Source organism: Clostridium putrefaciens (assembly GCF_900461105.1).
Lineage (GTDB): Bacteria > Bacillota > Clostridia > Clostridiales > Clostridiaceae > Clostridium_L > Clostridium_L putrefaciens.
Genome location: NZ_UFWZ01000001.1, coordinates 773,891 through 786,287 on the forward strand (window position 1 = coordinate 773,891; position 12,397 = coordinate 786,287).

Consider the following 12,397-nt stretch of genomic DNA (forward strand, 5'->3'; position numbering starts at 1 on the left):
ACCCTATGAAAAAATCATAGGGCGCTTGTATAACCGCGGTACCACCTAATTTGAGGAGTAGTCCTCATCTCTTAAAGATACTATCATATCTCTATCCTTTTAACGTAAGATGCACGGCTTAAAGTACTAAAATTCATCTAAGCACAAAAGAGACCCATTGGGTTTAAACATGACTATTATGATTCCACCATCCATAACTCTCTTAAAATCTGTTTTTAAACTTACTTACTTCTCTTTAAAGTTTTAAATAATTTAAATTTTAAACATACAATGTTAATTGTATTGAATTTATAATAGTACTATTTAATAATTATGTCAATGATAAATAAATAAATTATAGAGTATGATCTTAAAATTGAAGCGACATTAGCTTGAATAGATGGAATATTAGGAATATAATATATTAATGAGAAGGATATGAAACTAAAGTATTATTTTAGGGGGAATGATTATGGAAAAGAAAAGAAGTAATCAAGTATCAAAGACGCAAATTAAAGTAAGGGATTTAATTTATATGGCTCTTATGTCGTCAATTGTTCTTCTAGGAACTTCTCTTATAACTATACCTTCATATAATGGAGTTATACATATAGGAGATAGCATTATATTTATTTCGGTTATATTATTAGGAAAAAAGAAAGGAGCTATATCTTCAGCATTAGGAATGTTTTTGTTTGATATACTTCATGGGTATACTTATTGGGCACCTTTTACATTTATTATTAAAGGCTCAATGGTACTTATAGCAGGATGGATAATTGAAAGAGGCGATAATAAATCTACATTAAAATATGCTTTTGCATTTTTAATGTCAGGAGTATTTATGATAGGTGCATACTTTTTATCAGGAGCTCTAATAAAGATGTTGTTTTTAGGTGAGGGAATAACATTTATGAATGCACTTATAGTATCTTCTTATGATATACCAGGAAACATATTACAAGTTGTTGTAGGTATAGTAATTGCATTACCTTTAATAAAGGCAATAGAAACTCACAAGATAACATAAAAGGTTATGTGTGGTAGTGGGTATCTAAAAAAAAAGAGGCCTAATTTATGAATAAATTAGGCCTATAATAGATAATGTGGTAAATGTTACATTATATTATCTATTGTTTCTTTCAGCTTTTCTAGCTCGTCTACAATCGGGGCATCTTACAGGAGCGTTTTCGAATCCTTTTTCTTTAAAGAATTCTTGTTCTCCAGCTGTAAAAACAAACTCTTGTCCACAATCTTTACATATGATATTTTTATCTTCCATTTTACAAACCTCCTTGTGATCAAAGGGCTAATTTATAGATAACTTCTTCCTCTTATAAAAGGAAGTGAAATTATCTAGTTAAATTGAACCCATATAATATATAGAGTCAAAGCTCATGATAATATTATAACACATGAGGGAAATACTTCAATATGAAGTTAATTAAATATTCAACCTATTATTAATAGGTAAATTTCCAATAATAAAAGCTTATATGCTATAATTAAAGAAATAAATGGTTGATTATATATTGGAAATATTTTAAACTATAGGTATTAGGTAATATTATAATATGCAGAGGAGGAAAACATATGGCAAGTAATTATTCTTTTGATGTAGTATCAAAAGTTGATATGCAAGAGGTAGACAATGCTATAAATCAAACTTTAAAGGAAATAAGTCAACGATATGATTTTAAAGGTAGTAAGTCTACAGTTGAACTTGTAAAAAATGAAGTTAAAATAGCATCTGAAGATGACTTTAGACTAAAAGCAGTAATAGAAATATTAAAGGTGAAGCTTATTAAAAGAGGGATTTCAGCAAAAGCTTTAGACTTTGAAAAAGTGGAAGATGCTAGTATGGGAACAGTAAGACAAGTGGGTAAGATAGTAAATGGCATAGAAAAAGAAAAGTCAAAGCTTATAGTAAATGAAATAAAATCAAGTAAGATAAAGGTTCAAACACAAATATTAGATGATGAGTTAAGAATAACAGGAAAAAACAAAGATGACTTGCAAGCTGTTATGGCTTTATTAAGAGGGAAAGATTTTGGAATAGAACTTCAGTTTATTAACTATAGATAAATAAATTATTTTATCATTAAACCATGTATAAGGTTAGTGATAGTCATAATTTAGGAGAAGAAGAAATGGAAGGTTATAAAGAAAAGTATGAAAAATCACTAGAAGAATTTGAAATATATCAAAACTTTGCAGAAACACAAATTCAAATGCTAAGTGAAAAAAATATAATCCTAGAAAAGAGCCTTGATGCCGTAGTTAATATTGTAGAAATAAGCAAATATATAAATTCATATTTAAGTAATGAAAATCTAATACCTATGATAAATGATATGATAATAGGTATATTAGGGGCAACTTATTCTTCTATTTATTTAGAAGAAGAAGGTGAGATTATAATAAAGGCTAGTAATATGGAGAAAGCATACTTAATATTTGAAGAAAGTTTTTATATTGAAAAGATAAAAAGTGGAAGACCTTTTATACTAAATTGTAAGGAAACAATTTTTAATACTAGAAACAGAGGTAATATGCATTCTATAATAGGGGTACCTATAAATCTTAGGGAAAGGCTTATGGGATATATGATCCTAGAACATAGCCTTTGTAATTTTTTCACACCAGGCCATGTGAAGTTTATATCTTCTATAGCTAATCAAATTGCTATTGCTATTGAAAATAACATCTTATACAAGGAGATACAAAAACAGATAAATGTGGATCCGCTACTTGGGATTTATACAAGAAAGTATTTTATAGATTTTGTGAATGGTAAGGTTCTTCAAAATGAAGATAGTAATTTTGCTATAGTTATGATTGATTTAGATGACTTTAAAAAGATTAATGATTCTTTTGGACATCAATTTGGTGATGAAGTTTTACTAAACACTGTAAAAGAAATAAAAAATGGATTAGGGATAAAGGATATTGTAGCTAGGTATGGTGGGGAAGAGATTGTTTTATATATAGATCAAGGAGAAGATTTTAAGAGTGTTTATAAAACAGTGGATAATATAAGAAAGTCTATAGAAGATAATGAATATTCATTAATAGAGGATTATAAGTGTGTAACGGCAACCTTTGGCATATCATTTTATCCTGTAGATGGAGGAGATATAATAAAACTTCTTCAAGCTGCAGATAGATTATTATATAAAGGTAAAAGGTCAGGTAAAAACAAAGTTATGTACAACACTTAAAACAAAAGGTTATTTCTAATTAAAGAAGTAATCTTTTTTTTATGATTAAATAGCGTATAGAGCATATGTAAATAATTTATTAAGTTTTGAAGCGATATTGATTAAATATTCTGAATATTATATAATTATATTAACAGGGTGACTTTTTCTGAAATATAATAAAGGGGTGTTTAAAATGATACATGTATTTTGTAGCCAAAGAGGTACAGGGAAAACCAAATCATTAATAAAACTTGCAAATACTAAAGCTGAAAAAGCAAAAGGTACCGTTATATATATAGACGATGATAGGGGACCCATGTTTAATTTAGATTCTAGGATTAGGATGATAATTACAGATGACTTTAAGCTAAAAGATTATAATGAAATGTACGGTTTTTTGTGCGGCATACTTTCAGAAGACTATGATATAGAAACTATCTTTATAGATAGTTTATGTAACATTATTTCTGGAAATTTAGAAGATGCCGCACATTTATTTTTGAAGATGGAAAAGTTGGCTTACAATTATAAGTTGGAGTTTTATATAAATATAAACGGTGATTATAGTGAGATGCCTCTATTTTTACAAAAGTATGCAGCTTAACATAAAAAGGTTTTAAATGTTAAATTAATGTATAATAGAAAAAGAGTTTATGAAATTAAGTTTTCATGAACTCTTTTTTATATTTAATATTAATTAGATTCCTTATATCCAAGCAATGAACTAATTACTTTTGCGATGGATTCTAGATCTTCTTTTAATGAAAGCATAGTTTCTAGTTCGTTATATATAACTAAGCCTGAAAGACTCATAGCTGTTATTATTTCTTTGTTTCTGTTAAATATAGGAACGGATATACATCTTATACCATCTTCATGTTCCATATTATCTAAAGCATAGCCAGTTTTTCTAACTTCATGTATTTCTTTTATAAAACCTTCAATATCAGTCAAGGTCTTAGGTGTATATGGTATAAATTCGATATCCTTCATAATATCTCGAATTTTATTATCATCAAACTGCGAAAGAATAACCTTACCTGAAGCAGTACAATATAACGGGACCTTTTTACCTATACGTGAAGACATACTAACACTTTTTTTAGGATTAACAGGTTTAATTTTATCGATGTATACTATATTTGTATAAGTTTCATCTAAAACAGATAAATGTACTGTTTCATCGACTTTATCTACAAATTCTTGTATATAAGGTCTTGAAATACTTACTATATCCATGCTATTTGTTAAACAGCTAGATAGATAAAGAATCTTTGATCCTAAAATATATTGATCTGAGTTTGGCGGTTGTGATACAAAACTTTTATTTTTCATGGTTGATATTAATCTATGTACTGTAGTTTTACTTAAATTTAGATCCTTCGATATTTGAGTTACGCCATATCCTTTTGGGTTTTCTGCCAGGGTTTCAAGGATATCTAGGGCTCTTTCAACGGATTGAACAAAATTATTATTGTTAGCCATTTTTACCTCCTTAATATTAGTATAAGTAGATAATATCATATAATCATTTAAAAAAATAATATAAATAAAATTCTTATTTATATACTTGACTTAAAGCGTGTAAATGGTTTACAATGAAAATAAACAGAAACGGAATACCATTCCGCTATGTGGAACAGTAAGAAAGAGGAGGAAGATACAAATGAATATAAGATATGCGAATCATCCTAATGATTCTAAGAAATATACTACAGAGGAATTAAGAGAACATTATTTAGTTGAAGAGATATTTTCAAAAGACAATATATGTTTAACTTATAGCCATGTAGACAGAATAATATTTGGTGGTGCTATGCCAGTCAACGAAACTTTAAAACTTACAGCAGGAAAAGAGATGGGTGTAGATTTCTTTCTTGAAAGAAGAGAGATGGGTGTCATAAATGTCGGAGGAGAAGGCACAATAATACTTGACGGTGAAGAATTTGAAATGAAAAGTCAAGATGGAATATATATAGGAATGGGTATTAAAGAAATCACATTCAAATCTAAAGATTCTTTAAATCCAGCTAAATTTTATATAAATTCTGTACCAGCTCATAAGAGTTATCCAATAGTAAAAATAGATATAAACAATGCAAACCCTGTACATTTAGGGGATGAAACAAATTTAAACAAGAGAACAATATACCAATATGTACATCCAAATGTATGTAAAAGTTGCCAGTTACTAATGGGACTTACAAAACTTGAACCAAATAATGCTTGGAATACAATGCCTTGTCATACTCACGAAAGACGTATGGAAGTTTATTTTTACTTTGATATGCAAGAGGATACAAGAGTATTCCACTTTATGGGTGAGGTTAATGAAACAAGACATATAGTAATGAAAAATGAACAAGCTACAATATCACCAAGTTGGTCAATACATTCAGGAGTAGGTACAAGTAACTATACATTTATTTGGGGAATGTGTGGAGAAAATCAAACTTTTAATGATATGGATCATGTGGCAATGTCAGACTTAAAATAATAAAATGTTAGAGGTGAATTAAAATGGATTTTTCGTTAGAAGATTTTTCAATGGATTTTTTCACATTAAAGGGTAAGGTTGCAATTGTTACAGGAGGTAATACAGGTCTTGGACAAGGGTATGTAGTAGCCTTAGCTAAAGCTGGAGCGGATATATATGTTCCAACTTATGATACTAATTGGGATGAAACAAGAGGATTAGTTGAAAAAGAAGGAAGAACAATAAAGTTTATTCAAGCAGATCTTACAAAAAAAGAAGATATAACTAAAGTTGTTCAAGGTTGTATTAAGGATTTCGGAAAAATAGATATATTAATAAATAATGCCGGAACAATAAGAAGAGCACCGTTACTTGAGTATAAGGATGAAGACTGGGAAGCTGTTATGAATATAAATCTAAATTCTGTTTATTATTTAAGTAAAGAAGTTGCAAGTATTATGGCTAAGCAAAGATCAGGAAAGATAGTTAATGTAGCATCCATGTTATCATTCCAAGGAGGGAAATTTGTTCCACCTTATACAGCGAGTAAACATGGAGTAGTTGGTATTACTAAAGCCTTTGCAAGTGAACTTGCAGAATACAATATACAAACTAACGCTATTGCACCAGGATATATAGCTACTGCTAATACAGCTCCAATTAGGGCAGATGAAAAAAGAAATGGAGAAATTTTATCAAGAATACCAGCAGGTAAATGGGGAACACCTTTTGATTTGATGGGAACAATGATATTTCTTTGTAGTAAAGCATCAGATTATGTAAATGGACATGTTTTAGCTGTAGATGGTGGCTGGCTTGTTAGATAGAGGTATATTATGATAAAAAAGATAGAAACTTTAAAAAGGATTATTGATGTAGGTGTTGTAGCGGTTGTAAGAGCTTCTAGTTCAAAAGAAGCTATAGATATAGCTAGAGCTTCCATAAAAGGTGGTATAAATGCTATAGAAGTAACTTTCACAGTACCAGGAGCAGAAGATGTTATATCATCATTAAAAAAGGAATTTAAAAGTGATGAGATTATAGTTGGAGCGGGTACGGTGCTAGATAGCGAGACAGCTAGAATTGCTATATTAAAGGGTGCAGAATATATAGTAAGTCCAGGATTTGATATTGAAACAGCAAAGCTTTGTAATAGATATCAAATTCCGTATATGGCGGGATGTATGACTATAACAGAAATTATAAAAGCTATGGAATATGGGGTAGATGTAATAAAACTATTTCCAGGTTCAGTATTTGGACCTAGTATGGTAAAAGACATAAAAGCACCTCTTCCACAGGCACCTATAATGCCAACAGGGGGAGTATCTCTAGAGAATGTAGAAGAGTGGATTAAAAATGGCTGTGTAGCTGTTGGAGTAGGCGGATGTCTAACGGCTCCAGCTAAAACTGGGGATTATGATAAGGTTACGTCTATCGCAAAAGAATTTGTGTCAAAAGTTAAAAAAGCTAGAGAATAAGGTGAAATATATGACAGGCAAGATCATTACAATGGGGGAAATAATTTTAAGACTATCTCCCCCTAACAATCAAAGATTACTTCAATCGGATACACTGAATATGGATTTTGGAGGCGCAGAAGCTAATGTTTCCGTGTTACTTGGAAATTTAGGTGTAGACAACTATATGATATCTAAGTTACCAGGGAATGATATGGGAAAGCGAGCTATAAGATTCTTAAAAAGTAATAATGTTAACACTAGATATATAATCGAAGAAGGAGATCGCTTAGGTTTATATTATTTTGAAAAAGGTGCAGCTTCAAGAAATGCAAAGGTGATCTATGATAGAAAAGATTCAGCTATGGCAAACACAAAAAAAGGTGACTTTGATTTTAATGAGATATTTAAAGGTGCTGAGTGGTTTCATATTTCTGGAATAACACCAATGCTAAGTGAAGGTTGCTACAATATAACAAAAGAAGCTATTATGGTAGCAAAACAAAACAATGTAAAAATAAGTGTAGATTTAAATTATAGAAGTTTACTTGGAACTTATGGTGAATTTAAAGTAATTATGAAAGAAATAATAAAGGATGCAAATTTATGTTTTGGATGGATTGAAGAAGAGAAAATAGAAGATTATTCTCCACTTGAATATGATGGGATAATAGATTATAAATATTTTGAAAAGGTTTTTACATATATGAAAGAGGAGTTTAATGTAAAGAATGTAGTTACTACATTAAGAGAAAATCATTCAACTACCAAAAATTCTTTAATCTCCCTAGGATATGATGGTGAAAAGATCATTACTAGTAAAAAATATACTTTCGATTTAATTGATAGAGTTGGAGCAGGAGATGCATTTGCTGGAGGAGTCTTATATGAACTTTTAAATAAAAGTAATTTAGAAAAGGCTATAAACTTTGGACTAGCATCATCAGTTTTAAAACATTCAATTTTAGGAGATTCTAGTATATTACAAAGTGAAGATGAAATATATAAAGTCATGGAACAACAAGGTTTTGGCATATTAAGATAATCGAAAGAAAGGAATAATGATTTTCATGAAACAAATAGTTATTGAAGAAATAAAAAATCCAAATAGGTTTAAAGAAGATGTATTACTTACTAAAAGAGAAGTAGAAAAAGCCATTGAAAGTTCACTTACATTAATACTTAAAAATATGGATAAATTTAAAGAAAATTATCCAACTTCAGCTACTACTGATAATAAGTATGGAATTATAGATAATATAGAATGGACTAATGGATTTTGGACAGGGCTTTTATGGCTTGCTTATGAATATAAGAAAGATGATAGATTTAAAAGTCTTGCAGAAAAAAATGTTAAGTCTTTCAAAAAGAGAATAGAGGACAAAGTAGAAGTTGATCATCATGACATGGGATTTTTATATAGTCTATCTTGTGTTTCAGCGTATAAGATTGACGGAAATGAGATAGGTAAGAATGCAGCTTTAGAAGCAGCAGAATATTTAACTTTAAGATATCAAGAAAAAGGAAAGTTTATACAGGCCTGGGGAAAGCTTGGGGCGGAAGATAATTATAGATTAATTATCGATTGTTTATTAAATATACCTTTACTTTATTGGGCATCTGAAGAGACTGGTAATAAGAAATATTATGACATTGCATACAATCATTATATAACTTCTTGTAATAATGTAGTAAGAGATGATGCATCAGCCTTTCATACATTCTATTTCGATAATATTACAGGGAATCCAATAAAGGGAGCTACAAGACAAGGGTATAGTGATGAGTCATCCTGGGCTAGAGGTCAGGCATGGGGAATTTATGGATTGCCATTAAACTATAATTACACTAAAGATGAAGAAGTTTTTGGTCTATATAAAGGAATGACAAACTACTTTTTAAATAGACTTCCAAAAGATCATGTTTGCTATTGGGATTTAATATTTGGAGACAATGACAAACAATCTAGAGACTCTTCTGCTGCAGCCATAGCAGTATGTGGTATGCATGAGATGAATAAATATTTACCTGAAACAGATAGTGATAAAGAAACTTATAAATATGCAATGCATTCAATATTAAGATCATTAATAAATAATTATACCTTCGAGAAAGAAGAGGGTTCAGAATCATTATTGCTTCATGGAGTATATTCATGGCACTCAGGAAAAGGTGTAGATGAAGGCAATATATGGGGAGACTACTTTTACTTAGAGGCTTTAATTAGATTTTATAAAGACTGGGAACTTTACTGGTAAAAACTATTAAAAAGAGGAGTGTTGAAAATGGGAGTACCAGACATTAAAATGATGAGGATAGATGAGAGGTTGATTCATGGTCAAGGACAACTATGGTTAAGTTCTTTAGGTGTGAATTTAGTTATAGTAGCAAATGACGAGGTAAGTACTAGTAAAATGCAACAAACATTGATGAGTACAGTAGTGCCAAAATCTATTGGAATGAGATTTTTTTCAATAGAAAGAACCTGTGAAATTATTAGTAAAGCAGCTCCACAACAAAAGATATTTATAGTATGTAAGACTCCAGAAGATGCTTTAAAATTAATAGCTGGAGGTGTTCAAATAAAAGAAATTAATATAGGTAATGTACATAATAAAGAAGGTAAAGAGAAGATAACTAGATCAATTTATTTAGATGAACAAGATAAGAAAGCTTTAAGAGAATTAAAAGATAATTATGGAATTATATTTAATACAAAAACTACTCCACTTGGAAATGACGGAACATCTCAAGTAGATATAACAAAATATATATAAAGTAGATTTAAAATAAAAATATTTAATAAGGGGAGTGAATGTTATGACAATTAGTCTTTGGCAAGGTATAATAATCGGATTATGGACTGGATTTTGTTTATCAGGACAACTTTTAGGTATTTACACAAATCGTTCTTTAGTACTTGCATTAGGTGTTGGTGTTATTTTAGGTGATGTGCCAACAGCATTAGCAATGGGAGCTGTATCTGAAATAGCTTTTATGGGTTTTGGTGTTGGAGCAGGTGGAACAGTACCACCAAATCAATTAGGACCTGGAATCATTGGAACATTAATGGCTATAACTCTTAAGAGTTCAGGAATGGCAATAGATGCAGCATTAGCTCTATCATTTCCATTTGCTGTAGCGTTTCAGTTTGTTATTACAGCTACATACACATTTTTATCAGGAAATAGCTCACTTGCAAAAAAAGCATTAGAAAAAGGGAATTATAAAAAGTTTAAATTTTTATCAAACGCTACTTATTTATCATTTATAGTAGTAGGATTTATTATAGGTTTTGGATCAGCTATGAGCGTTGAAGGTGCAGCTGCTTTAATAAATACTATACCAATGTGGCTTATAAAAGGATTTACTGTTGCGGGAAGTATGTTACCTGCTATAGGATTTGCTATGATACTTAATGTAATGGTTAAAAAAGAATATATAGCATTTGTTGTATTAGGATTTGTATGTGTTTCATATTTAAAGCTACCAGTAATAGGAATAGCATTTATGTCATTAGTATTTGCATTATATGATTATTATAATAAACCAGCAGCTGTAGTAGTGGGAGATAATACATTAGAAGAGGAGGACTTTAAAGATGGAATCTAAAACAGGAGTATTAGAATGGAAAGATTATTTAAATGTAAGTTTACGTTCCTTCCTTTTACAATCAGGGTTTAACTACGGGAATTATCAAGGGCTAGGGTATGCGAACGTTATATTTCCCGCTTTAAAGAAGATATATGCGAATAATGAAGAACAGCTTAAAGAATCTGCTATTGAAAATATAGAATTCTTTAATACAAATCCACAGGTTTTGCCTTTTGTAACTAGCATACAACTTGCGTTATTAGATGCAGGTGAATCACCAGAAGATGCTCGTTCAATTAAAATGGCTCTTATGGGACCTTTAGCTGGAATTGGGGATTCATTATTTCAATTCGGACTTGCTCCTCTTTTTTCAAGTATAGGAGCAGGACTTGCAGCTGAAGGGATGATTCTTGGACCAATCCTATTCTTTCTTGGAATAAACTTATCACTATTAAGTACTAAAATATTAACTGGTTATTATGGATATAAGCTAGGGACTAGCTTTATAGATACCTTAAGTGAAAAAATGTCTAGTATATCAAGATTATCATCTATAGTGGGTATCTCGGTAGTGTCGGGACTCGCTGTAAGTTTTGTTAAGGTAAGTATACCCATTAAGTATGCCACTACAATGGCAGATGGAAAAGTAAATGAAATAGCGATTCAAACAATTTTAGACAAAATAACACCCAATTTATTACCAGCACTGTTTACTCTATTTATATTCTATTTAGTTAGAAATCGTAAATGGAATACTTATAAATTAATAGTTTTAACATTAATTATAGGTATATTAGGATCTGTATTGGGGATATTAGGTTAATAATAAGCATAGAGGTGAAAAGGATGTATAATATTTTAATAGTAGGACATGGAACTTTTGCAACAGGGATAAAATCATCTTTAGATTTGTTAATTGGTGAGTGTGATAGAATTCATGCGCAAAATCTTTCAGAAAACATAACTCATGAGGAGTTTGAAAATATCATAACTGAATATCTAAATAAATATGATAAGCTCATAGTATTTGCAGATTTGTTAGGTGGAGCACCAAGTCAAATAGTTACAAGAAAAGTCCTTGAAATGGAAAAATCTAAAGAACAATTTGTTATATCGGGGGTATCTTTAGCATTAATATTAGATATATGTAGTCAAATTATAATATTAAATGAAGAAGAGAATATATTAGAAAAGATAAATACATCCTTAGATAATATAAAAGATACAATGAGCGTTGTATGCTTAGAAGATTTTTGTAATGATGAGAGCAAGGAAGAATCTTATGATCTTCAAGATATTATAGGTATATGATATGAAAAATATAACTTTATGGATTGTAATAGTCATAATGATTGTATATGCCATAATATTTATAATTATACAAGGTAAAAATAAGAAGGTATCTAAAAATCAACAAAAGACTATAGAAGACTTTCATAGCAAATTAAAAAAAGGTGATCATATTATTACTTTGTCAGGAATATATGGTTATATATATGCAATAGATGCTAACAAAGTATCTGTAGAGATATCTAAGGGGATATATGTAGATATGGATATACAGTCAATTATGGGGGTACTTAATAAGTCACATTGAATATATTTAAGATATAAAAGAGGCTATAGTGTTGAAAGAGTTATATATGTAAATAAAAATAAAGAAAAAAAGTTATTGCAAGTCAATA

16 protein-coding genes and 1 other annotated feature are annotated in these 12,397 nt (G+C 29.8%); of the genes, 14 read left to right on the top strand and 2 right to left on the bottom strand.

The genetic code is table 11. The annotated features are described in order from the left end of the window. Window positions 1-14: 14 nt before the first annotated feature. Window positions 15-248, bottom strand: a binding site (T-box leader). Between the two features lie 203 nt (window positions 249-451). Next, entirely contained in the window at window positions 452-1,009 is a 558-nt protein-coding gene (locus DY168_RS03325) for an ECF transporter S component (protein ID WP_115640474.1), read from the top strand. A 96-nt stretch (window positions 1,010-1,105) separates the two neighbouring features. On the opposite strand, the gene DY168_RS03330 is transcribed toward DY168_RS03325, so the two are convergent. Beyond that, window positions 1,106-1,261, bottom strand: a complete 156-nt coding sequence (locus tag DY168_RS03330) for a zinc-ribbon domain-containing protein (protein ID WP_115640475.1) — start codon at window positions 1,259-1,261, stop codon at window positions 1,106-1,108. A 311-nt stretch (window positions 1,262-1,572) separates the two neighbouring features. Between DY168_RS03330 and DY168_RS03335 the strand changes: the two genes are divergently transcribed. The 3 genes from DY168_RS03335 (at window position 1,573) to DY168_RS03345 (ending at window position 3,786) form a co-directional block, all read left to right on the top strand. After that, window positions 1,573-2,064: a YajQ family cyclic di-GMP-binding protein gene (locus DY168_RS03335; RefSeq protein WP_115640476.1), complete on the top strand. Its 492-nt coding sequence runs from the start codon at window positions 1,573-1,575 to the stop codon at window positions 2,062-2,064. 65 nt (window positions 2,065-2,129) lie between these two features. Continuing rightward, window positions 2,130-3,200 (top strand): sensor domain-containing diguanylate cyclase, encoded by a 1,071-nt coding sequence (locus tag DY168_RS03340; RefSeq protein WP_115640477.1) that lies wholly within the window; start codon window positions 2,130-2,132, stop codon window positions 3,198-3,200. A gap of 175 nt (window positions 3,201-3,375) precedes the next feature. Beyond that, window positions 3,376-3,786, top strand: coding sequence for a hypothetical protein (locus tag DY168_RS03345; RefSeq protein ID WP_115640478.1), 411 nt, complete (start codon window positions 3,376-3,378; stop codon window positions 3,784-3,786). An 89-nt stretch (window positions 3,787-3,875) separates the two neighbouring features. Here the strand turns inward: DY168_RS03345 and DY168_RS03350 are convergent, their stop codons facing one another. Next, entirely contained in the window at window positions 3,876-4,667 is a 792-nt protein-coding gene (locus DY168_RS03350) for an IclR family transcriptional regulator (protein ID WP_115640479.1), read from the bottom strand. 181 nt (window positions 4,668-4,848) lie between these two features. Between DY168_RS03350 and kduI the strand changes: the two genes are divergently transcribed. The 10 genes from kduI to yajC are packed head-to-tail and all read left to right on the top strand — an operon-like array spanning window position 4,849 to window position 12,309. Further along, window positions 4,849-5,679 carry a 5-dehydro-4-deoxy-D-glucuronate isomerase gene (gene kduI / locus DY168_RS03355; RefSeq protein WP_115640480.1) on the top strand — a complete coding sequence of 277 codons (831 nt, stop codon included), beginning with the start codon at window positions 4,849-4,851 and terminating at the stop codon, window positions 5,677-5,679. A 23-nt stretch (window positions 5,680-5,702) separates the two neighbouring features. Then, window positions 5,703-6,485, top strand: a complete 783-nt coding sequence (gene kduD / locus DY168_RS03360) for a 2-dehydro-3-deoxy-D-gluconate 5-dehydrogenase KduD (protein WP_115640481.1) — start codon at window positions 5,703-5,705, stop codon at window positions 6,483-6,485. A 9-nt stretch (window positions 6,486-6,494) separates the two neighbouring features. After that, window positions 6,495-7,139 (top strand): bifunctional 4-hydroxy-2-oxoglutarate aldolase/2-dehydro-3-deoxy-phosphogluconate aldolase, encoded by a 645-nt coding sequence (locus DY168_RS03365; protein WP_115640482.1) that lies wholly within the window; start codon window positions 6,495-6,497, stop codon window positions 7,137-7,139. 10 nt (window positions 7,140-7,149) lie between these two features. Further along, entirely contained in the window at window positions 7,150-8,163 is a 1,014-nt protein-coding gene (locus DY168_RS03370) for a sugar kinase (RefSeq protein ID WP_115642399.1), read from the top strand. A 25-nt stretch (window positions 8,164-8,188) separates the two neighbouring features. After that, window positions 8,189-9,376: a glycoside hydrolase family 88 protein gene (locus DY168_RS03375; RefSeq protein WP_115640483.1), complete on the top strand. Its 1,188-nt coding sequence runs from the start codon at window positions 8,189-8,191 to the stop codon at window positions 9,374-9,376. 27 nt (window positions 9,377-9,403) lie between these two features. Then, window positions 9,404-9,895: a PTS sugar transporter subunit IIB gene (locus DY168_RS03380; protein ID WP_115640484.1), complete on the top strand. Its 492-nt coding sequence runs from the start codon at window positions 9,404-9,406 to the stop codon at window positions 9,893-9,895. A 43-nt stretch (window positions 9,896-9,938) separates the two neighbouring features. Then, window positions 9,939-10,730 carry a PTS mannose/fructose/sorbose/N-acetylgalactosamine transporter subunit IIC gene (locus DY168_RS03385; protein ID WP_115640485.1) on the top strand — a complete coding sequence of 264 codons (792 nt, stop codon included), beginning with the start codon at window positions 9,939-9,941 and terminating at the stop codon, window positions 10,728-10,730. Continuing rightward, window positions 10,720-11,535 carry a PTS system mannose/fructose/sorbose family transporter subunit IID gene (locus DY168_RS03390; protein ID WP_115640486.1) on the top strand — a complete coding sequence of 272 codons (816 nt, stop codon included), beginning with the start codon at window positions 10,720-10,722 and terminating at the stop codon, window positions 11,533-11,535. Before DY168_RS03385 ends, DY168_RS03390 begins: the two co-directional genes overlap by 11 nt. Before the next feature lie 23 nt (window positions 11,536-11,558). Further along, window positions 11,559-12,023: a PTS sugar transporter subunit IIA gene (locus DY168_RS03395; RefSeq protein WP_115640487.1), complete on the top strand. Its 465-nt coding sequence runs from the start codon at window positions 11,559-11,561 to the stop codon at window positions 12,021-12,023. Window position 12,024: 1 nt separating this feature from the next. Further along, window positions 12,025-12,309 carry a preprotein translocase subunit YajC gene (gene yajC, locus DY168_RS03400; protein ID WP_115640488.1) on the top strand — a complete coding sequence of 95 codons (285 nt, stop codon included), beginning with the start codon at window positions 12,025-12,027 and terminating at the stop codon, window positions 12,307-12,309. Window positions 12,310-12,397: the final 88 nt, after the last annotated feature.